The 22,495-nt window shown below is 50.1% G+C and carries 18 protein-coding genes; 3 read left to right on the plus strand and 15 right to left on the minus strand.

From position 1 onward, the window contains the following. Window positions 1-9: 9 nt before the first annotated feature. The gene (lepA, locus tag ACKX2L_RS08375) at window positions 10-1,824 is read right to left on the minus strand and encodes a translation elongation factor 4 (protein WP_497551330.1); all 1,815 of its coding nucleotides are present in this window, start codon (window positions 1,822-1,824) and stop codon (window positions 10-12) included. A gap of 64 nt (window positions 1,825-1,888) precedes the next feature. Further along, window positions 1,889-3,811, minus strand: a complete 1,923-nt coding sequence (locus ACKX2L_RS08380) for an ABC-F family ATP-binding cassette domain-containing protein (RefSeq protein WP_497553071.1) — start codon at window positions 3,809-3,811, stop codon at window positions 1,889-1,891. Window positions 3,812-4,034: 223 nt separating this feature from the next. Here ACKX2L_RS08380 and rpsT point away from each other — a divergent pair, with 223 nt between their 5' ends. After that, a complete protein-coding gene (rpsT, locus tag ACKX2L_RS08385; protein ID WP_497551328.1) occupies window positions 4,035-4,313 on the plus strand; it encodes a 30S ribosomal protein S20 in 279 nt (92 codons plus the stop codon). 66 nt (window positions 4,314-4,379) lie between these two features. Here rpsT and ACKX2L_RS08390 read toward each other — a convergent pair whose 3' ends face one another. The 3 genes from ACKX2L_RS08390 to iorA are packed head-to-tail and all read right to left on the minus strand — an operon-like array spanning window position 4,380 to window position 8,138. Further along, window positions 4,380-5,618 (minus strand): phenylacetate--CoA ligase family protein, encoded by a 1,239-nt coding sequence (locus tag ACKX2L_RS08390; RefSeq protein WP_497553072.1) that lies wholly within the window; start codon window positions 5,616-5,618, stop codon window positions 4,380-4,382. Continuing rightward, window positions 5,608-6,204, minus strand: a complete 597-nt coding sequence (locus ACKX2L_RS08395) for an indolepyruvate oxidoreductase subunit beta (RefSeq protein ID WP_497553073.1) — start codon at window positions 6,202-6,204, stop codon at window positions 5,608-5,610. Before ACKX2L_RS08395 ends, ACKX2L_RS08390 begins: the two co-directional genes overlap by 11 nt. Next, the gene (gene iorA / locus ACKX2L_RS08400) at window positions 6,201-8,138 is read right to left on the minus strand and encodes an indolepyruvate ferredoxin oxidoreductase subunit alpha (protein WP_497553074.1); all 1,938 of its coding nucleotides are present in this window, start codon (window positions 8,136-8,138) and stop codon (window positions 6,201-6,203) included. Before iorA ends, ACKX2L_RS08395 begins: the two co-directional genes overlap by 4 nt. Before the next feature lie 230 nt (window positions 8,139-8,368). Here iorA and ACKX2L_RS08405 point away from each other — a divergent pair, with 230 nt between their 5' ends. Both ACKX2L_RS08405 and holA read left to right on the plus strand, forming a co-directional pair. After that, complete coding sequence (locus ACKX2L_RS08405) at window positions 8,369-9,418, plus strand: FAD:protein FMN transferase (protein ID WP_497553075.1); 1,050 nt, start codon at window positions 8,369-8,371, stop codon at window positions 9,416-9,418. A 57-nt stretch (window positions 9,419-9,475) separates the two neighbouring features. Next, window positions 9,476-10,468, plus strand: coding sequence for a DNA polymerase III subunit delta (gene holA, locus ACKX2L_RS08410; protein ID WP_497553076.1), 993 nt, complete (start codon window positions 9,476-9,478; stop codon window positions 10,466-10,468). Here holA and ACKX2L_RS08415 read toward each other — a convergent pair. From ACKX2L_RS08415 to ACKX2L_RS08460, 10 genes are all read right to left on the minus strand, one after another. Continuing rightward, entirely contained in the window at window positions 10,419-12,887 is a 2,469-nt protein-coding gene (locus ACKX2L_RS08415; RefSeq protein WP_497553077.1) for a DNA internalization-related competence protein ComEC/Rec2, read from the minus strand. The two genes, holA and ACKX2L_RS08415, sit on opposite strands and share 50 nt — an antisense overlap. A gap of 54 nt (window positions 12,888-12,941) precedes the next feature. Next, window positions 12,942-13,874, minus strand: a complete 933-nt coding sequence (locus tag ACKX2L_RS08420) for a GerMN domain-containing protein (RefSeq protein WP_497553078.1) — start codon at window positions 13,872-13,874, stop codon at window positions 12,942-12,944. Continuing rightward, entirely contained in the window at window positions 13,871-15,394 is a 1,524-nt protein-coding gene (locus ACKX2L_RS08425; protein WP_497553079.1) for a sensor histidine kinase, read from the minus strand. Before ACKX2L_RS08425 ends, ACKX2L_RS08420 begins: the two co-directional genes overlap by 4 nt. A gap of 15 nt (window positions 15,395-15,409) precedes the next feature. Beyond that, complete coding sequence (locus ACKX2L_RS08430; RefSeq protein ID WP_497551319.1) at window positions 15,410-16,099, minus strand: response regulator transcription factor; 690 nt, start codon at window positions 16,097-16,099, stop codon at window positions 15,410-15,412. A 31-nt stretch (window positions 16,100-16,130) separates the two neighbouring features. Beyond that, a complete protein-coding gene (locus tag ACKX2L_RS08435) occupies window positions 16,131-16,865 on the minus strand; it encodes a helix-hairpin-helix domain-containing protein (protein WP_497551318.1) in 735 nt (244 codons plus the stop codon). 86 nt (window positions 16,866-16,951) lie between these two features. Beyond that, entirely contained in the window at window positions 16,952-17,947 is a 996-nt protein-coding gene (hypE, locus tag ACKX2L_RS08440) for a hydrogenase expression/formation protein HypE (RefSeq protein WP_497551317.1), read from the minus strand. A 75-nt stretch (window positions 17,948-18,022) separates the two neighbouring features. Beyond that, window positions 18,023-19,072: a hydrogenase formation protein HypD gene (hypD, locus tag ACKX2L_RS08445; protein ID WP_497551316.1), complete on the minus strand. Its 1,050-nt coding sequence runs from the start codon at window positions 19,070-19,072 to the stop codon at window positions 18,023-18,025. A 1-nt stretch (window position 19,073) separates the two neighbouring features. Then, on the minus strand, window positions 19,074-19,295 hold the full coding sequence (locus tag ACKX2L_RS08450; protein WP_497551315.1) for a HypC/HybG/HupF family hydrogenase formation chaperone: 222 nt from the start codon (window positions 19,293-19,295) through the stop codon (window positions 19,074-19,076). Between the two features lie 15 nt (window positions 19,296-19,310). Next, a complete protein-coding gene (gene hypF / locus ACKX2L_RS08455; RefSeq protein ID WP_497553080.1) occupies window positions 19,311-21,866 on the minus strand; it encodes a carbamoyltransferase HypF in 2,556 nt (851 codons plus the stop codon). A 142-nt stretch (window positions 21,867-22,008) separates the two neighbouring features. Continuing rightward, window positions 22,009-22,482 (minus strand): 4Fe-4S dicluster domain-containing protein, encoded by a 474-nt coding sequence (locus ACKX2L_RS08460; protein ID WP_497551313.1) that lies wholly within the window; start codon window positions 22,480-22,482, stop codon window positions 22,009-22,011. Between the last annotated feature and the right edge of the window lie 13 nt (window positions 22,483-22,495).

Raw genomic sequence — 22,495 nt, forward strand, 5'->3', positions numbered from 1 at the left:
TCTTCTGCCCTACTCATCACTATCCAGCTTCAGGACGCTCATAAAGGCTTCCTGAGGAATCTCGACCGAGCCGAACTGACGCATCCTCTTCTTACCTTCCTTCTGCTTCTCCAGAAGTTTCTTCTTCCGGGAAATATCACCGCCATAGCACTTGGCCAGAACGTCCTTCCGATAGGCTTTTACGGTTTCTCTGGCGATGACCTTATTACCAATGGCCGCCTGAATGGGGATCTCAAACATCTGCCTCGGTATATTTTCCTTCAGTTTCTCGCACATCTTCCTGCCGCGCTCATAGGCAGTTCCGGCGAAGACAATGAAGGACAGGGCATCGACAGACTCCTTATTGACAAGGATATCAAGTTTCACAAGCTCGGACTTCTGATAGCCCTTGAATTCATAGTCGAAGGAAGCATAGCCTCTGGAACGGGATTTCAAGACATCAAAGAAGTCATAGATGATCTCATTCAAAGGCAGGTTGTATTTCAAAAGGGCCCGGCTTTCTTCGACATATTCCATGGAGACATACTCCCCACGACGTTCCTGGCAGAGATCCATAATGGTGCCGATGTAATCCTTGGTCACCATGATCTCGGCAGAAACGATTGGTTCCTCCATATATTCAATTTCTGATGGATCCGGCAAATTGGAAGGATTGGTCAAGGTCAGCACTTCCCCGTTCGTCTTATGGACTTTATAAACAACGCCCGGCGCCGTCGTCACAAGATCCAGATCATATTCCTTCTCCAGTCGTTCCTGAACGACTTCCAGATGCAAAAGTCCCAGGAAACCGCAGCGAAAGCCGAATCCCAAGGCCTGAGAAGTCTCCGGTTCGTACTGAAGGGAGGCATCATTTAACTGCAATTTCTCCAGGGCATCTCTTAATTCCGGATACTTGGCAGAATCAGCGGGATAGATGCCGCAGTAAACCATGGGATTCACCTTCTTATAACCGGGCAGAGGCTTTTCTGCCGGATGATCTGCCAGTGTCACGGTATCGCCGACCCGGGCATCCCGAATATTCTTGATGGAAGCAGTGAGATATCCGACAGAACCGGAAGGAAGCTCATCACAGGGGAAGAGCTGGCCGGCGCCGAAATAACCGACTTCCACAACATTCATCTCGGCCTTACTCTGCATAAAGCGGATCTTATCGCCGGCTTTGACGCTGCCGTTCACCACCCGGATGAAGACGATAACGCCCCGGTAGGAATCGTAAACCGAGTCGAAAATCAAGGCTTCCAGGGGAGCTTTGGGATCTCCGGAAGGAGCTGGCAGTTTCTCGACAATCGCTTCGAGAACCTGGTCTACATTTTCCCCGGTCTTCGCAGAAATGCGGGGCGCATCCATGGCTTCGATCCCGATGACGTCCTCGATCTCCCGGGCGGTTCCCTCCGGATCTGCGCTGGGGAGATCGATTTTATTGATGACGGGGAGGATCTCCAGGTCATGGTCGATCGCCAGATAAGCATTGGCCAAAGTCTGGGCCTCGACGCCCTGGGTGCTGTCGACGATCAGGATAGCGCCATCGCAGGCGGCCAGGGAACGGGAGACCTCGTAGTTAAAGTCCACATGGCCCGGGGTATCGATCAGGTTGAAGATGTATTCCTCGCCGTTTTTGGCATGATAGATCAGGCGGACCGCCTGGGATTTGACGGTAATGCCCCGTTCCCGCTCGACTTCCATGTTGTCAAGGACCTGATCCTGCATTTCCCGGGCAGTCAGGGTTCCGGTCATCTCGATCATCCGGTCAGCCAGTGTCGACTTGCCGTGATCGATATGAGCGATGATACAAAAATTACGAATATGAGACTGGTCGATTGCCACGAATGTTCCTCCTCTTGCTTCTTTATTTTTATTCAAAGCTTTAATTCAAAGCGGAAATAGTCCTTTATGAACCACCCTCCGGCGGAATCTCTTTTCTGCCCTCCGGTGTTTCCAACCATAAATCATACCAATCGAGAAGAGATTCGGTCAAGTCCTCCTCTGCATCTTTTGCCTCTTTTACGGCCATGGGATCGGAGTCATCCAGCGCCATATATTCTTCCAGCGTCATATAAGGATCCTTCTCATGATTGTCAAAGGACATAGACATGGCAGAAGCTTCTTCCAGCTTTTTCTCGGCTGCTTCTCTCTCCTCCCGATTCCTGGCGAAATACCAGTCCATGGTTTCCTCCCGGTTGGTCAGAGGTCTGGTCTGGATGGGACTCTTCTTCGGAACGGAATGCAGATCATCGATCAGCTTCTGATCCTCCGCCGAACGAAGCGCAGCCATGTCTCCTGTCTTCATTTTCTCCAATTGTCTGCAATAATGCCGATAATCCATAGGAAAAAAGGCGATACCGGGCAGGCTGTCGCCATCCGGATCTTTTGTAAAGGCGTCTTTTTCAAAATCAAAAACAAGAAGAGAAGAAGCAACTTCCTGCAGGAAATAGCGGTCGTGGGAAACGAATAAGATGGTTCCCTTGTAGGACTTTAAAATAGATTCTAATGTTTCTCTGGCCGGGATATCCATATGGTTGGTCGGCTCATCCAGAAGAAGAAAGTTCGGTCTCTCTTCGAGAAGGGCGGACAGAAGAAGCCTCGACTTCTCTCCTCCGGACAGGTCCGAGACCCTTTTCTTCAAGTCCTCTCCGATAAAAAGATAAGAAGCCAGGGTCTTCCTCAGTTCCTTTTCCGTAAGGGAGGGGAAACGATTCAGGTACCAGTCATGCACCGATTTTTCGGAGGTCAGGTTGGCGGAATCCTGGTCGAAATAGGCCAGATCGATCTGATTTCCCAGTGTCATCTTTCCGGAGATCTTGGGTACTTTCCCGACGATCGTCTTTAAAAAAGTAGACTTTCCGGCCCCGTTCGGCCCGATGATACCGATCTTCTGCCCTCTTTTGATTCGAAAATCCACCTGGCGGATGACGTGCTTGCCATAACCGATTTTTAAGTTTTCGCATTGCATGACCCACTTGGCTCCCAGGCGATGGGGCAGGATCACTCCTGTATGAATTCTTGCCTCCTCTTTGGCCGGCGGCTCGACCTTCTCCATCCGATCCAGGATCTTCTGCCGCGACCGGGCGAAAGCCGCTTTCCTGGCCTTATTCCGGAAACGTTTGATCAATTCTTCTTCCCGCCGGATCTCGGCCTTTTGCCTCTCGTAGGCTTTGGCCTGGCGCTCCACTTTCTCCCGCTTTTCCTTTCGATAGGAAGAATAGTTTCCGACATAAGGCGTCAGCTTCCCGTTCGAGATCTCCCAGATCACTTCTGCTGTTTCATCCATGAAATATCGATCGTGGCTGACATAAACCAATGCCTTATGAAAGGATCGGATGAAATGTTCTAACTTGTTTGTTGTCAAAAGATCCAGATGATTGGTCGGCTCATCCAGGATCAGAAGGTCTGATTCCTCCAAAAAGCCTCTTAAAAGCTGGATCTTCCTCTGCTCTCCGCCGGAAAACTCACGGATCTTCTTCTGCAGGTCATCCAGGGAAAAGCCAAGTTCGGTAAAGAGGCGGCGAGCCAGGACCGAGTCACCAAATAATAAGTCTCCGGCTCTGGCTTCCGAATCCAGATTCATTCTCTGCGGAATATAAGTGATGCTAAGATCTCTGGCTGTAGAAAAACGTTTCTGTCCTCTGCCCTCTGCCTTATCATCTCGATCCAGAGGCCGTTCGCCGGCAAGAACTTCCAGAAGCGTTGTCTTTCCGGCACCGTTTTTCCCGACAATGGCAATCTTCTCCTGACCGCGGATCTCAAAATTAAAATGAGACAGGACCGGATTCCCTCCGCGCGTCACCGTACCATCCCGAATTTCCAAAAGCATGATGTCACCTGTTTCCTTTAAACTCTTCTCTTAATAGATAGATGATATCACAAATCTTTCGTCATAAGTTCCGGCGATCAGAGATTTTGTTTGCGTTTTTCCTGAATTAAATCTTGACATGGGATCGGTTCAACCGTATTATATATTTTGTGTGTCACATCGAACTGTCCGTGTCCGGCCTCGATGGGGAATACACGAAATAATTATTTCTTTATTCCAATACATGGAGGTGAAAACATTGGCAAATATCAAGTCTGCAAAGAAGAGAGTTGTAACAAGCGCTAAGCGTGCTGAGCGTAACAAGGCTATCCGTACTGCAGTTAAGACTTACGTAAAGAAGGTCGAGGCTGCTGTCGAGGCTGGTAATAAGGAAGAGGCCAATAAGGCTCTTACCGTTGCAATCAGTCAGATCACCAAGGCTGCTAACAAGGGTATTCTTCATAAGAACACTGCAGCTCGTAAGGTATCTCGTCTTACCAAGCTTGTGAACGGTCTTCAGTAATTCGAAGATCCAATCTCATAAGAATAATAAAACCGGTTCCTGCCGTCATGGGAACCGGTTTTTTGTTTATTCATATCTCTCATCAATGACCCGCTTAGTCTTCTTCATGCTGCGCGGCAGGACGCCTTCCTCGACGACTTTGACAATGGGCGTAAATCCGATCTTACTCTTGACCTTCTCGGCGACTCTCTCGGAGAGCTGGTAGAAATCAGATTTTCCGGACAGGGCTTCCACATAGAGGCGCATGGTGTCCCTGCCTTCCAGGTGGGAGATCCGAATCTGATACTCGCTGGACAATTCATCAAAGAGAGCAAGGATCTCTTCGATCTGAGCCGGGAAGACGTTGACGCCATGAATTTTCATCATGTCATCTGTTCTGGCCTGAATGATATCGATCCTGGGGTAGGTATTTCCACAGCTGCAAGCTTCCGGAATGATCCGGGAAATATCATGCGTCCGGTAACGAATCAGAGGCGCGCCTTCTTTCCGAAGCGTCGTAATGACGATCTCTCCCCACTCTCCGTCCGGCAGATTCTCTCCGGTTTTCGGATCAATGATCTCGAGATAGATATAGTCATCCCAATAATGCATGCCCTGTTCTGCATCACAGCTGATGCCGATGCCGGGGCCGTAGATTTCCGTCAGGCCATAGATATCATAAAGCTCAATTCCGAGGATGGAACGGATCTTATTCCTCATCTTGTCACTCCAGCGTTCGGAGCCGATGATGCCCTTCTTCAACTTAATCCGGTCCTGAAGACCTCTTTTCTCAATTTCTTCCGCCAGAAGTAAGGCATAACTGGAGGTTGCACAGAGAACGGTCGACTCCATGGCAATCATCATTTCGATCTGCTTATCCGTATTTCCGGGGCCCATGGGGATGGCCATAGCGCCCAGTTTTTCACAGCCGGCCTGGAAACCGATGCCGGCCGTCCAGAGACCGTAACCCGGTGTAATCTGGACCCGGTCCTTTTTCGTAAGGCCTGCAAATTCATAGCATCTTTTGAACATCTCTGCCCAGTCATCCACATCCTTTTTTGTGTATGGGATAATGACCGGCTTTCCGGTAGTCCCGGAAGAAGAATGGATCCTTACGATCTCTTCTTCGGGCGCCGTCATAAGGCCCAGGGGATAGGCCTCTCTTAAGTCTTTCTTTTCCGAGAAAGGAAGTCTCTTAAAATCCTCTGCCGAATGCACTTCATGAATGCCGGCCTCTTTTAACCTCTGTCCATAGAAGCTGTCGGCTTTCTCCAAAGCCCGGATCCTTTCATTTACAAGTTCCAGCTGATCCGCACTAATTTCCATATTCTTCTCCCTTCGTGACAATGGCAATCGCTTTCTCGTTCATGGCAAAAGCTTTTTCGGGAAGCTGCTTTCTTACGGCATCGAGCAAGCCGGAAACTGTGATGCCAAGCTCGCCGGAAGCTGCCGCACCTGCGAGGAGGGCTATATTTAATACCTTATCCGATCCGCACTTTTCGCAAATCCTATCACCATCGATCCGCCTTACATTTTTAAAATGTTTGTCCAGAAAATCGAGGGCGTCCTTCCCATCATAGCCTGAACCGAACAGGCTGGCCGAAACCGGACGGATTGCCTTCTCATTCACGATGATCACGCCGTCCTCTTTCAGATAATCAATGCAGCGGACCGCTTCGCCCGGCTCGAAGGCGATCAGAAGATCTGCCTTGCCCTTGGGAATCAGGGGCGAATAGATCGGCTGATCCGAGATCCGCACATGGCTGACCACAGATCCGCCCCGCTGGGCCATGCCGATGGTCTCTGCCGTCCGGACATTTTTGCCCTCTTCCATCGAAGAAAGGGCAATGATCCGCGATGCCTTGACGGTTCCCTGACCGCCGACGCCGCAAAGCAGGATATTTCTCGTCATGACTTGCCTCCTTTCGAAATCGCATCAAAGGGACAGATGCCGGCGCACAGGCTGCAGCCGTTGCAAAGCGAAGGTTCGATCCAGGCCTTGCCTTCCTTCATGGAGATGGCCGGACAGCCGATCTCCGTGATGCACTTCCTGCAGCTCTTGCATTTCGACGGATCGACAAGAAAGGCGTCGAGCGGTTTCTCTAAGGCGATGCAGGGGGCCTTGAAAATAATGGCCCGGACACCGCTTTCCTCTGCCGCCCGTTTCACCGTTTCGATGGCTTTTTCCTGATCGAAGGGGTCTACTGTTTCGACGAAATTCAGACCGATTCCGCGCAGGATCTTTTCGATCGAAACGATATTTGCGACATCTTCCCGGATCCCCTGCTTTTTCTTCTGATAGAAGTCCATCATGGTGATACCGGTTCCCGGGTGCGGCTGATGGCCGGTCATGGCGGTCGTTGAATTATCCAGGACAATCAGAATGATGTCATTCTTGTTATAAACCGCATTGACCACTCCGGTAATACCGGAGGCAAAGAAGGTAGAGTCGCCGATAAAAGAAAAGGCAATGGTGCCCGGATCTACCGCCTGAATGCCCTGGGCAATGGTCACATCTGCTCCCATGCAGAGACAGGTGTCGACCATGTCCAAAGGAGCGGCATTCCCGAGGGTATAGCAGCCGATGTCACCGCAAAAGACTGCTTTCTTCCCCTTCATGGCCTGCTTTACGGCATAGAAGGAAGCCCGATGGGGACAGCCGGCACAGAGGACCGGGGGACGGACAGGGAGATCGGGCTTATCCGTGTTTGACAGTTCCCGGACCAAGGGGGGACAATCCATGGAGGGATTCTCCTGAAGAAATGCCAGAAGATCCTTTCGAACGGATTCCGGAGAGTTCTCTCCGGCTCTGGCAACCGAACCGTCCCATTTTCCGTGGATATCGACCGGTAAATGAGCTTTTCCTGCTGTATAGATCAAGGCTCTCTCGATCACCGGATCCAATTCCTCCAGACATAGGACACTATGAAGTCCGTCCAGAAATTCCAGGGCCGCCTTTTCCGGGAAGGGGAAGGGGGTCCCCACACGGAAGACAGAGAGGCCTTCTATGAGGGATGGGGTATCTTCTTCCAACTGAGACAGTACCTCCATGAGATAGGCATAGGTCACGCCGCCTGCAGCAATGCCCTTCTTACTTTGATGCGTTTCGGCATGACAGGAGACACGCGCATTTGCCTGGTCAGAAGACGAATCCCCTGTATTCTTATTCTTATTCTTGATCTTGAAAACCCGATTATAGCGATAGGAGGAAAGCTCCTCACCAAGCTTTGGATTTCTCTCTTCGATCTTCTTATGATTGAGATAAGAAGTCCTGGGAAAGATCACATAACGGAAGGTGTCCTTCTGAAAGCCCTCTACCGGCTTCCTTTCATAATGATCCGCCAGATCAACCGAGGCACAGCCATGGCACACTCTTGTTGTGGGCCTGAAAAGCACCGGGCTTTGGATCTTCTCAGAAAGTTCGAAAGCATCCTTCATCATCTCATAGGCTTCCTGGGGATTGGAAGGGTCAAAAACAGGAAGCTTGGAAAACATGGCAAAAGTTCTCGTATCCTGTTCGGTCTGGGAAGAAATGGGACCCGGATCGTCGGCAGCTACGATGACCATACCGCCTTTGACACCGACATAGGCCAGGCTCATCAAAGGATCGGCAGCGACATTCAAACCAACCTGCTTCATCGTTACCAGGGCTCTGGCACCGGAATAGGCTGCTCCTGCTGCTACTTCCATGGCAGCTTTCTCATTGACCGACCACTCGACATGGATCGATCCGTCATTGTTTTTTGCTACTGTTTCCAGGATCTCCGTTGATGGAGTTCCCGGATAACCGGCCACGAGATCAACTCCGGCATGGATGGCGCCGAAGGCCGCGGCCTCATTCCCCATCAAAAACCTTCTCACATTACACTCCTGTTCCTTTACTTCTTTAACGTGTAAAATTATATATAAATAGAATCATAACACTTTTCTAACCAACTGACCACAGCAAATTCTTTTTTTCGCATGACTGTCTTCTGATATAATAATGATAGTCTTGAAAAAATGCCACTAGACATGAAAAGCATGCTAGTGGCTGCCTAAATTAAAAAAACATAAAATAAAAAAAACATAAAACTATGAACACTAAGAATTTCACGACAAAACTTACTCCCCTCCTTTCTGTCATTCTTCTGGCAGCTTTCCTTCTTTCCTCTTGCGGGCTTCCTTCCGCCGGGACTTTGAAAAGTGGCGGAAGGTCCGGCTTTCAAGAAAGCGGAAACTACTTCGATACGGTGATCACAGTCACAGTTTATAAGAAAAACCAGGAGAAATATCTGGATGGCTGCATGAAGCTGGCGAAAAAATATGAGGACCTTCTTTCCACCACGGTCAAGGATTCGGATATCGCTAAGATCAATGCAGCAAAGGGCCGACCGGTCCGGGTGGATCCGGAGACTGCAAAGCTGATTCAAACCGGGCTCTCCTATGCCAGGCTTTCCAATGGGGCATTCGATATTACAGTCGGCCGGCTGTCCAGCCTCTGGCAGGACGCCATCAAAGACAAGAAGCTTCCGTCCCAAGACGCCATTCAGTCGGCCAAAGCCAGCATCGGTTACCAGGCTGTTTCGGTAGAAAATAATATTGTTACAGTAAAAAATCCCGATACCGAACTCGACCTCGGCGGCATTGCCAAGGGCTATATTGCAGACCGTATGAAGGACTATCTGGAAAAAAATGGTGTCACAAGCGGCATCATAAACCTCGGCGGAAATGTCCTGACTCTGGGCAAAAAAGCAGACGGGAGTTCCTATACCATTGGGATCCAGAAGCCCTTCTCGGAAACAGGCGAAGTCATGGCCAAGGTCTCTGTGAAGGATCTGTCCGTCGTCACCAGCGGCACTTACGAACGCTATTTCAAGAAAGACGGCAAGATCTACCACCACATTCTGAACCTGAAAACCGGCTATCCGGAAGAAAATGATGTGGAATCGGCAACGATTTTTTCGAAGAAGTCCGTGGATGGCGATGCCTTGAGCACCATTGCCTTCCTGCTCGGTCCCGACCAGGGGATCCCATTGATCGAAAGCCTGGGATTTGAGTGCGCTTATATCATGAAGGATGGAAGCGTGAAGACGTCGAAAAATCTGGTCAAAAAAACGGGATTCCAGGTTCTGTCCATGCAATGACCGACCGGGAATTTCTACGGATCCAAAAATGAAAGTATTCGCTTAGAAAGGCATGAAATGTATACCAACCCCATCGAAAATGACCTGAAGCGTGGTCAGTTCCACCATCTCTATCTCCTCTATGGCGATGAGCCCTATCTCAAGCGGACCTATAAGCATAAGCTCATTCGGGCTCTGGTCCGACCGGGTGATCAGATGAATTTCAATCACTATCAGGGCAAGGATATTGACGAAAAAAGCCTCATGGACCTGGGAGATACCCTGCCCTTTTTCGCCGACCACCGGGTCATTTTGGTGGAAGACAGCTTATTTTTCAAAACGAAGCACGATGCCTTCGCAAAGTATATTGAGAAAGGGATCCCGGAAGGCACGATCTATATTTTCGTAGAAAGTGCTGTAGACAAGAGAAATGGCTGTTTCAAGGCCATCGTGAAAAGCCAGGACTGCCAGCCGGTCCTTTTCGAGACTTTAAAGGAGAGGGACCTCATGACCTGGATCGGTGCCCGGCTGCGGCGGGCCGGCAAGATGATGCGGCGGCAGGCCTGGGAGGATTTCCACACCCGAACCGGATCCAGTATGGATCTCATGGATACCGAATTTGAAAAATTGATGAGTTATGTCGGTGACCGGGAAGAAATCACGGTCGAGGACGTGGACACGATCTGTGCCGGTCAGGCCGAATCCCGGATCTTCGACATGATCTCTGCCATTTCCGAAAAAAATGCAGACAAGGTCATGTCCTATTATCAGGGACTTCTGGAATCCAAAGAGGATCCTCTCGGCATCCTGGCCCTGATCGAGCGTCAGTTCCGTCAGCTTCTTCTGGCCAAGGAGATGGATGCCCAGCATTATGACAATGCAGCGATTGCCAAGACTTCCGGTATGCCCAGTTTCTATGTCAATCGGAATCTGAACCTGGCCCGGCGCTTTACTATTTCGGATATGAAAAAGCTATTACAGGATGCTGCCGATCTGGAAGAGAGAGCCAAAAGCGGCAGAATCAACCCCCGCCTGGCCGTCGAAGTCCTGATGCTGTCCTACTGTAACTAGAAACCCGATCCTTTTTTCTTCCCTCTTCCATCCCGACCCGGATCATTCCTTCCCGGGCCGTCAGATGCCAGGGGATCTGTCTCTCCTCCAGCCTCTCTATGGTTTCCTTCGATGGATGGCCATAGCGGTTGTTTTGCCCTGCCGAAATAATAGCCGTTTCCGGTGACAGGACATCCAGCCAGTCAGAACCGGAAGAAGTGGCCGAGCCATGATGGCCGACTTTGAGGCAGGACAGTTTATGATCCCGATCTCTGTTCAACAGTTCCTGAAACAGATCCGTATTCATGATCCTATTCTCGCCCTCCATAGCCAGATCTCCCGTAAACATGCCGGTAAAATCTCCATTCTCCAGCCAGAAACTGAGGCAGAGATCATTTTTATTCTCCGGACTCCCGGCTTCTTTCGACAAGGGATAGAGGAAGGTCAGACTGCTCTCTCCGAAGACCAGCCGGTCTCCCGGCAAGACCTCCCGTACCGGGATCCCATGCTCCTCTGCCAGCTTTTCGATCTCCTCCCAATTCTGATCTCTCGGCATAGCTTTCGCGATAATAATCTGTCCGATCGGATAATCCGCTTCGATTACTTCTTCCATGCCGCAGATATGGTCTTCATCGGTATGGGAAATGACCCAGGAATCCAAGCGTCGGATCCCTTCCTCTTTCAGATAGGGAAGAATCCGATAGGTCCCCACCCGACCAACATCACTGCTTCCGCCATCCACCATGAGATCGGCCCCGCTCTTGTCATGGATCAGTATGCCGTCCCCCTGCCCCAGATCCAGCATATCAATATGGCTTGCCGCAGGCCTTCTTACGATAAGAAGGAGACTTAAAGCAATCAGGCTCACGACCTTGGGGAGGTCTATCTTTCTTTGGATCAGGCGCATCAATCCAAACAGGATCAGATAGTAAATCAGGATCAGGGCAAAAGGCGGCTTTCCGACGATCAGCCGGCTGCCGGGCAGGCTCTGTGACAGGTCCGCCGTCCACTCGTAGAGATAGAGAATCAGATGGCAGGGAAGAAGGAGAAAATCCAGAGGCAGAAAGCATATCAAGAGACCAAAGAGAAGCCCCATCATAAGGAGAATAGGAAAGAGCGGCAGAAGCAGAAGATTCAGAAGAAAAACATAGACCGGTATCTCATAAAACAAGGCCGCCATCAAGGGAAGCGTCGCAATCTGGAAGGACAAGGCCGAAAGGAATTTCGACAGGGCCTGCTCCGGCAGTGATAAGAGAAAGCGCTCTCCCACTTTTCTCCGATACTTTTTCTCAAAGCGATCCTTACAGTAAGCCTGATAGGCAGTCTGAAGGGGGCTCTGAAAGAGGACCATCAGAAGAACTGCCGAAAAGGAAAAAAGAAAGCCCGCATCCTCGATGGCAGCCGGATGCTTTAGTAAGAGGAAGACAGCCAAAAGGCCAAGACCCGTCAGACTATCATAGGCCCTGCCAAGGAAGTCACCGAAAATCAGAAGAAGGAACATGCCGACCGCCCGCTCTGTGGACAGGGAACTCCCGCAGAGAGCTCCGTAAAATACCGCCGCAAAGCCGGCCACAAGTCCGGAAAGAAGGAGACCTGCACCCTTTTTCTTCATTTTCTTATAGAGACGGGAGGCGACCACCTGAATGTGGGTTCCGGAGACTGCCATGAGATGAATCAGGCCTGCCTTCTGGAAAAGATCTTTCATGTCTTCCGTCAAGAGATCCCTGCTTCCTAAGGTCATGGAAGACAGGAGGCCGCCCTCTTCGCCCGGCAAAGCTCTCTGGTAGGTTCTATTCATGCGGTTTCGAATGGCATGAAAAAGAGACCGACAGCCATCGACCGGGGTTCGGCCGGCATTGGATTCGATCAGATCTGCATTTTTGACTACACAGAGAATTCCCCTCGCCTCATAGAAGGTCTGGGCATCAAAATTACCGGGATTTCTCTCTGGATCCAGGGAAGAAATCTCGCCTTTCAGACGGATCCGTCTGCCGGGAGTAAATGCTGCACTGCTTTCGGCAGCCCTTCCGTCTTCTTCAATAAGCGGATAAATAAGAAGGGATCCGGGGGTGAGGATTCCATGGGAAGTGATAACCTTAGCATCGGTCAGGATGCACTGCATCTTGTCCTCTGTTTGAACAAGAGAAGAGACAGTTCCCGTAACTTCCACGCCTCCCTTACAGCTCTCCAAAAGTGCCCTTTCTTTCCCGGCTTTTGCCATCGAAGCTCTGCTATAGAAAGATGCAAAAAGGAAAACCAACAAAGAACATACAAGAAGGAGAGAAAAAAACCTGGTCTTTTCTTTCATGTATTGATGGAAAATGATAAAAAAACCAGTCAAAGCCAGGAGAAAGATCGTGAATCCATCCGGGCAAAGTCCTCTTCCGAAGCAGATCCCTGACACAAATGCGATCGCAAGGAAAAAGAGCGGTCGCTTCATTCAGGTTCCTCCCAAATTAATTTATGAAATTTATGAAATTTATGAAATTATCTTTTACTGTCCATCCTTATTTTCCTGAACCAAAGTCATATCCCGGTGGAAGATCACACCGTTATCGTTGTCATCCGAAAGTGATACATTCTCTCCATTGATACTGATCTGTACGCCTTTGATTGAGGACAGCTCGGTTAAGGTATCTACGATGGAATAGATGGCTGTCTTCAAGGGCACATTCGGATTACTGGTTCTGAAACTGCTGTCGAAATTCAAATAGCAGATACTGTCCGCCACTGTCATCGACAAAACCTTGCTCGCAGAAGGAAAGGCCGGATGCAGATCACTATCCTTCGGTTTCTTCTGCAGATAATTCAGGGCAACACGATAGACCGGCACATTGCTGGAATAGGTGATTTTCTGCTTTTTTGCTACAAGAGAAGCACCGTCCGCACTCGGATAGTAAAGCATAAGCTCTGTCGTGTTCTTGGGGCTGTATTGACTCGTCATCCCATCGACAAAACTGTTTTCATCCATTGCACCGACCACATTGCCATTTCCATCGACAAGCTCAATCCCTTCAATCTGGAAATCCACCATGGTCACTCCCCGGATTTGAAGCAGGGTCTTTACAATAGCAGCTCTTGTCATCGCTTCTTCTGCCCCGGTCAGGTTTCCATAGGCACGCGAGAAGGAAATGGTAAGAAGCCCGCTTTCCGGATTCATCTTCACGGACTGAATACTGACTTCACTTGGAATGGGACGAAGCTTATTTCCATTGGAATGGTCTGCGGACAGGGCCGATAACATCTCTTCCGCCATATCCTTTGCTCCGGTTTGTGTCGGCGTATAATCTTCCTGAAGAAAATCCGTCCGGTCTGCATTTAAATCATAGAGAACATATTCCGAGTGCTTCTCTTTCTTACCGCAGGCGCTGAGTGCCGAAAGGAGAAAGCAGAAAATCAGAAGGATCGGTATCCATTTCTTCCTCATGCCTTATCCTCCTCTTTAATATACTTCAAAGGGATCCGGACATCGAAGGTCGTCCCCTCTCCCAGAACCGAGGAAACCTTGATCTCTCCGTGATGAAGCTTTATGACATTCCATGTGATGGCAAGACCCAGACCTGTACCGCCGATCTCCCTTGAATGGGATTTGTCCACCCGATAGAAACGCTCGAAAATATGGTCGATGGAATCCTCCGGGATCCCCATGCCGGAATCCTTGACCTTGATATAAGAAAACTCGTAGTCCGAATTCAGAGTGACATGGACCCAGCCGCCTTCATGATTGTATTTAATGGCATTTTCCACCAGATTCATGATGGCCAGAGTGAATTTCACCTCATCGATATCGCAGATGACCGGCCGAAAACTCTCCATGACAAGTTCCACGCCCTGCTTCTCTGCCAGAGGTCTGAGCCGCCGCAAAAGCGACTCCATGACATCGTTTAAATTCATGGATCGGATATCCAGGCTGACGCCGGATTTATCCATCTTGACCAGGGACAAGAGATCATTAATGATGGAAGTCTCCCGGTCGATCTCATGGGTAATATCGCCCATAAACTCCCGATACATCTCCACCGGAGCCTGATCGCCCATAGAATTAATGGAATCGGCCAGGACCTTGATCGAAGCCAGAGGCGTCTTCAACTCATGCGACACATTCGAAACAAATTCAGACCGGGATGCGTCAATGGTCTGCATTTTCTGCTTGAAATCATTGAATTCGACTGCAATATCTCTGGCCTCCCGGAAACCGCGTACCGGCAGAGAATCCTCGGAATCATCCCGGATCTTCGGAATCCGTTCAACGATCCGCCGAAGTGGAGTTGACAAAAAGTTCGAGAAGAAGAAAGCCAAAAGCCCGGCGAAAATCATGGTCAGAAGCATGACTTCCCAGCCGGTGTCCTGATAGAAGGCGATGTTTTGAGAAATATAATCCGTTGATTTCACAGTCAAAAGGACGCCGAGATAGGGGCTGTCGTTGATGGGCTTTTTCGGACTTACGTCCGGGCTTTGAATATTGTCGGTATTGCTTGTCTTCTGATCATTGTCCTTAATGTAACTCAGATTCTGGATGGGTGCTGCAACAATGATTGCATGATCCTTCCGGTCCACCATATAGGAGGTTTCTCCTCTGGCAGCCCGAACCGCATTGGACCAGACGATGGTACGCCCCTCTTCTGCCCCATAGGTATCCTTCACCACATGAAGAGAACTGTCAATGACCATGATTCTGCCGGAATAGGCATTCGCCATGGCCGTAAGTTCAGCATTTAAGAAATCGACCCGGCTGGGATCATTCAGATAGCCGGTGGTTGCGATCTGATTGGACAAAAGCTTGGACTGACTGGTGATCTGCGAATAGTCCGTGCTGATCTGCCGGCTCTCATAGAGGTGGAGAAAGGTGTATGTGACCAGTCCGACCGGCATGAGAGCAGCCAAAAAAGTAACCAGAAAGGCCAGAAAGCGGATACCGCCAAAAAAACGAAATAGTTTATCCTTCATTTCTTTTCTTCCAGACTAGACCTGATAATAGTAGCCGACACCCCATTTGGTATGGACATAACGGGGATCCGAGGGATTGGGCTCCAGCTTTTCCCTGAGGCGGCGGATATGGACATCTACCGTTCTGGCATCGCCAGGATAATCTTCTCCCCAGATCTTATTTAAAAGACTTTCTCTGGAATAGACATTACCAGGATTCTCTACCAGAAGAAGGAGGAGGTCAAATTCCTTCCCGGTCAGATTCAGTTCCTGACCCTTGACATAGACACGGCGGTTCTCTATGTTCATTCGAATATCGCCGCTTTCGATCTCTTCCTTCTTCTCCTGCTCAGGGACTTCCGGACTGGTCCGACGCATGATGGCCTTGATTCTGGCCTTGACCTCCAGAATATTAAAAGGCTTTGTGATATAATCGTCAGCTCCATAGTCCAAGCCTAAGATCTTATCGATATCGTCTGATTTTGCCGTCAGCATAATGATCGGAACCTTGGAAAATTCGCGGATCTGCTGGCAGACCTGATAGCCGTCCAGTTTGGGAAGCATGATGTCAAGAAGAATCATATCATAGGAATTCTCCTTGGCATGTGCTAAAGCATCTTCCCCGTCATAAGCACAGTCTACTTCGTAGCCGTCCTGCTCCAGGCTGAAACGAATTCCCTTTACGATCAGCTTTTCATCATCTACTACCAAAACCCTTTTTGCCATTTTCACTATCCTCGATCCAGATTGTTATTAATTAACTCACCGTACAGCGGTCTCTGATCTTATTCAGAACTCCATCCTTGATTCCTCTGATTGCCTTCAGATCATCTACAGAAGTAAAATTCCCATGCTCCTTCCGCCAGGCCAGGATGGCCTCCGCCTTACTGTCACCGATTCCGGGGAGCTGCATAAGTTCTTCTTTTCCTGCACGGTTGATATTGATTTTAGAATTTGATCCGTTAGAAAGCCTGGTCTCTCCTGTTTTTTCTTCCTCCGTAACGGAAGGCGGATCTTGTGCCGCTTCCTCTTTGGTCAGGACCCGGATCATCTGCCCGTCCTGGAGAAATTCAGCCTGATTCAGAGAATCTGCTGCTGCATTCTCACAGAGTCCACCGGCAAGATTCAGAGCCTCAAAAACTCTGGAGCCTTCTTTCACCTGATAGACACCCGGATTCTTAACAGCTCCCGTCACATGTACGGCCCAGGTCTTACGGGATTCTCCATCCGAAGCGGATCCGGTGGTCTTCGTTTCTCCGGTGGTCTTCTTTCCTCCGGTGGTATTCGTTCCTCCGGTGGTCTTCGTTCCTCCGGTGGTCTTCTTCCCTCCGGTGGTCTTCTTTCCTTCAGATAAGTGATTCCCACTTTCCTGACCGGACTCTGCCTTCCCCTTCTTCCTTTCCAAATAGGAGGTTTTCGTACAGGAGGACAAAAGGAGGACAAAAATAAAAAATACAGCCAGAAGGCGGCATTTCATGAATGTTTTTTTCATAACAGGACTCCCTTTCGAAAAAAGAAGCCCTCTGCCCGTACTGACTGTATTTTAACGAAATTTTTCAAATATTACAATAGGACCCGTCAGCAGATCCGAGGCAGACCCTCTCCCTGAAGGACATCCAGTTCTCTCTCCCCGCCGATCCGGGTCCGGGCATAGAGGTGTCCATCCGACTCTTCCGTCACTTCTCCGATCCGGCAGGCATTTTCGCCATAGCGGGAGTTTCGGATGATCTCCAGTGCCTTGTCGCTTTCTTCCTTTGGAAGAATGCAGACCAGCTTGCCTTCATTTCCCATATAAAGCGGGTCCATGCCCATAAGGCCGCAGAAATCCCGGACTTGTTTCGTTACCGGAATTTCTTCATCCTCAATGGTAAAAGTCTTCTTCGAGCTCTCTGCCAGTTCCTTTAAGACTGTAGCCAGACCGCCTCTGGTAATGTCGCGGAGGGTATGGATATGGAGCCCTGCCCGGATCAGATTGGAAACCATGTCAACCAGAGGAGCATTGTCACTCTCGATGTTATTGTTCACCTTCATCCGTTCAGAATAGATGGCAGCATGGTGGTCTCCCATGGTTCCGGAAACCAGGATCTGATCGCCAACCTTTGCCTGACTCGCCGAGATCTCCAGTCCATCCGGAACAAATCCGACACCGGCCGTATTGATATAGAGTTCTCCATGACCGTTTACGACCTTGGTGTCGCCTGCAACGATCTCGACACCGGCCTCTTTTGCGGTCTCAGCCATGGAATGGACCACCCGTTTCAAGAGGTCGACCGACAGGCCCTCCTCCAGAATAAAGCCGCAAGTCAGATACTTTGGTACAGCGCCCCGCATCAAAAGATCATTGACTGTTCCGCAGACACAGAGGCGGCCGATATCTCCTCCCCGGAATTCCGGCGGATTGACGACAAAGCTGTCCGTTGTCATGGCGATCCTGCCACTTCCCGAAACAACCGCCGAATCCTCCATCTGATCCAGTGTTTTATTTGAAAATTCCTTATCGAAGATGGTATCGATCAGTTCTCCGGTCGCACTTCCGCCACTGCCATGTACCATCAAAATCTTATCGTCTTCCATGTTTTACCTTGCCTTTCGATGCGGATCGATCGTTTTTCGTTTTTTCGTTGCAATGTTCCTTGTCTGTATTTCCCCTCATCTGTCATGACGATGGTTGGAAAAATAAGAAAAACAGGAGCCCTCGGTACTGACCATGCAGGCACCCTGGGGATTCAGGGGCGTGCAGACCTTGCCGAAAAGGGGACAATCATAGGGACGGATCTTCCCCATCAGAACCCGGTCGCAGCTGCAGGCCGGATTGGCCTTATGATCCTGATCCAGGCCAAGACTTCCGGCATCGAGATCCCTGTACTCCTCCTTCAGAATCTTACCAGACCCTGGCACGATGCCCATACCCCGCCATGCTGCATCGTATTTCTCGAAATACTGATCGATCAAAGCTCTTGCCGCCGGATTGCCATCGTCCTTTACAACAGAGGGATAGAAATTCATCACCTTGCCGCAGCCCCTGGCATTCACAATGCCGTAAATTGCCGTCAGAAGTTCCTCTCCCTGAAAACCGGCAACGCCAAAGGGAATCTGAAATTCTTCTGCAATGGGCTCATAAACATGGATCCCGGTGACAACGGAGACATGACCGGGAGCCAGGAAACCATCGATCGGGGCCTTGGATTCCATCAGATAACGGATGACCTCCGGCATGGTCTTGATTGCGGTCAAAAGCTTGATATTCTTTATGTCCCTGCGGATGATCTCATCCACTAAGAGGGCATAGACCGGCGTCGTCGTCTCGAAACCGACGGCTGCGAAAATATAAGTCGTATCCGGGTCTTTTTCTGCGAATTCAATGGTGTCCATCGGAGAATAGACCATCTCCACTCTGGCACCCTCTCCTCTTGCCGTAGATAAGGTCCTTTTGGTCGAACCCGGAACACGGATCAGATCGCCGAAGGTCACAATACAGTTTTTCGGATCCATCGCCAGCTCCAGAAGCTTATCGACATAGGAAGAAGGAGTCACACAGACCGGACAGCCCGGCCCGGACAAGAGATGAATATGGTCGGACAAGAGACCCGGAATTCCGTTTTTTGCGATGGCACCGGTATGGCTGCCGCAGACCTCCATGATCTGAACATCTTCTCCATCGTAATGTTTCAGTTCTTCTTTGATTTTCGAAAGGTCCATGTCAGCCAATGCCCTCCAGACTGGCGAAAAGCTCGGTCATTTCCTCTGCTTCACTCTGTGACATTTTCTGTAAGATACAGCCCGCATGAACCAGGACATAATCTCCCTCCCGGATCTCCACCAGGCCGGTCCTGGCATCTACTGTATTTCCATTGAAATCTACCCGGGCCTTTCGGTCCTTAGGCATTACCTGTATTACCTTTCCCGGTAATGCAACACACATAATTTGTCTTCCTTTCTAATCAAGTTCTTCTACCTTATCATAGGTCGAGAGATAGATCTGTCCGAGGGAAAGTCCGCCATCTCCGGGCGGAACCAGACAGTTACAATAAACTTTGTAGCCCTGCGCCGTAAGCCTTCCTTTTAAGCCCTGGAAAAGGATCCGGTTTAAGAAAGTCCCGCCGGCCAGAGCGATCGGCGTTGTCGGATCCGCCAGTTCTTCTGTCATCTCTGCAATGGCTTCGATCAATTTCTGATGGAAGTGGAAAGCAAGCTCAGCTTTGGAATAGTGTCCGCTTACTTTCTCCATCATAAGGTCATACAGAATGGCCGGTCCGTCAATACGAAGCAATCCGCCCTCTTTTCTAAGATAGGATAAACTTATTTGTCCCATCCCTTTCGGCCGATCTGCCTTCGATTCGAGAGCTTTTGATTCGCTAAAAAGCGATGCCACATTTTCCGTATTCTTTAGAATAGCACATTCATTGGCTTCTGTCTCCAGGCGAATCGGACTTTCTCCTTCATAATGATTTCGATCATTGATTTCCAACAGGGCAGCTGCCGCATCAAAAAGCCGTCCCATGGAAGTGGATTCCACAGCATTGATCCCGGATCGGTAAGCTGCATCCAGAAGCTGCCATTCCTGTTCGGAATAGAAGCCACCCAAGAGATCTTTTCCTTTGCTTTCCGTGCAGATACCCTCTTCTGAAGCCTTCTTCAGATAAGAAAAGAGGCTCTTTCTTCCATCTTTCGCACCCTCGTCCCCGCCGATCTGCCGGATGGGTACCAGGGATCCCACACGCTGCCAGAGGAGCCTGTCTTCCATTGCTTCACGACCTTTGATTCCATCTTCTCCGGAAAGCTGGCGGATGCGAAGAAATTCACTTCCCCAGATCGTGCCGTCACTGCCATAGCCTGTGCCATCCAATGCCAGACCCAGGCAGTCTCCGGTCAGATGGCATTCTGCCAGAACACCTGCCACATGACTGAGATGGTGCTGGTAGAAGAAATAAGGATGTTCTCCTGCCATCTTCAAAAGTTTCCGGGAAGAAATATAGAGCGGATGCAGGTCTCCGGCAAAATGTTCCGGATGAATGTCCAAAAGTCTCTCCATATTTTCAATGGATCGTTCCCTGGCCTCCTGACAGGCCCGCCAGGTCAGATCGCCGAAATGACCGGATAAATAGACCGCATTGTCTCTACCTAATGCAAAGGAATTCTTCAGGTCGCCGCCGGAAGCGAATGTGTCCGCCTTACATTTCCTCGAGATCCAGACCGGATTCGGAACAAGACCGCGGGCACGCCGAAGGATCTGGACCTGATCCCCGGACAATTGATAGATCGAATCGTCCAGCGGCGTGAGGATCTCCCGGTCATGATCCAGGATGAGATCCGGAAAGCCATCCTTCAAATCCTTGATCAAGCCGCTGCTGTCAATGGCGATCGGCTCACCGCCACGGTTGCCGCTGGTCATCACCAATGGCCCGACCTGACCGAGAAGCAGGATCTGCAGGGGATTCGAGGGAAGCATAGCCCCCATTCGGTCGCTTTCCTTAGAGACTTCCGGCCAGAGGCTTCGATCCAGTTGTCGAAGGAGGACGATCGGACGGGCGTTGGACTGTAAGAGTTCCCTCTCCCTGGGGCTGACCTTACAGTATTTTTCGATGGAGGGCAGATCCGGGAACATCACTGCAAAGGGCTTTCGCTCCCGGTTTTTCCAGACACGAAGCCGTTTTGCCGCTTTCTCATCATCCGGCCGGAAGGCAAAATGAAAACCGCCGATATCCTTTACTGCAATGACCTTACCCTCCCGGAGGCAGGCGATGGCCCGCTGCAGGGCATCCTCGCGGCTACTGACTTGGATCTCATGGTCCTTCTTTCGTTCCAGAGATCTGAGAACCGGTCCGCAGGAGTGACAGGCGATGGTCTGGGCATGGCGCCTGCGGTCACCAGGCCTTTGATATTCCGTCTCGCAATCCTTGCACATAGGAAACTTATCCATGGTGATATGGTCCCTGTCATAGGGAATATCCTTAAGAATCGAGAAACGGGGACCGCAGACCGTACAGGAAATGAAGGGATAGCGGTAGCGCCGGTTATTGGGATCCAGAAGTTCCCTCTCACAGGTCGGACAGGTTGCCATATCAACCGGCAAAAGACGGATCCGGTCATGATCCCGGGTACTTCTTATGATTGTAAATGAGGGATTTTTCGCTCCTCGGTCAGTCCCCTCTGAGCGGCCGCCCGATCGCATTTTTCCGTTCTTTCCACACTTTTCGTTCTTGGGACCTTTGAGATCCGTGGAGTTTACGAGATCCGCGGGATCCATGTCTTTTGGCTCTGCCTCTTGGCAATCGATTCTCTCAATATGAGATTCCTTTGGAGCATCCGATTGCAGTCTTTTTAAGAAGACCTCCAGCTGATCTTCTGCTCCGGAAGCTCTGATATGCACAATGCCGCCCGAATTTCGGACATTGCCGGAGATACCGATCTCATCGGCCAGGCCGGCCACAAAGGGGCGGAATCCGACCCCCTGCACCATGCCATAGACTGTAATTTCAAGCGACTTCTGCAAAATCAGTTTTCCTTTCAACTTTCAACTTTCAACTTTTCAATACGAGAAAAAAAGGATGCAAAAGCTCATAACCCCCGCCACAAGCGTGGATTCTCCCGCTTTCACATCCTTCCCGTTACAAATTCCTGGATTTATGATCCTCTCAGGCTTCCGGTTTCTTCTCAGCATTTGCTGCTGCAGCAGCTGCTGCGGCTGCCTTCTTTTTTTCCATGGCAGCCTTGATTGCGGCCTGCTTTCTGGCTTCTGCCTCAGCAGCCCTCTTCTTCTCCTCTTCCGTCATGATATGCGTCTGGGAATAGGTGAATTTCTCCGGTCCCGGAGTCTGATAACCGGGATTCAGAGCCAGGCACTTCTTAGGGCAGACCCTGACGCACAGACCACACTGTACACAGTCAAAACGATTGATGGTCCATGTTTTCTCCTTCTTATCTACCTTAATGGCAGCGGAAGGACAATTGATCATGCAGAGTCCGCAGCTGATGCACTGCTGAATATCGATATCGATATGTCCCCGGGAGCCTTCCGGATACTGTATGGGCTCCGCAGGATAATTCTTGGTTACCGGCTTGGAGAAGAGCTGCTTCAGCATAGTCGGCGCAAATTTCATAATGCTCATTGAAAAGCTCCTC

The organism is Porcibacter vitabionis, from assembly GCF_046263795.1.
Classification (GTDB): domain Bacteria; phylum Bacillota; class Clostridia; order Lachnospirales; family Lachnospiraceae; genus Lachnocurva.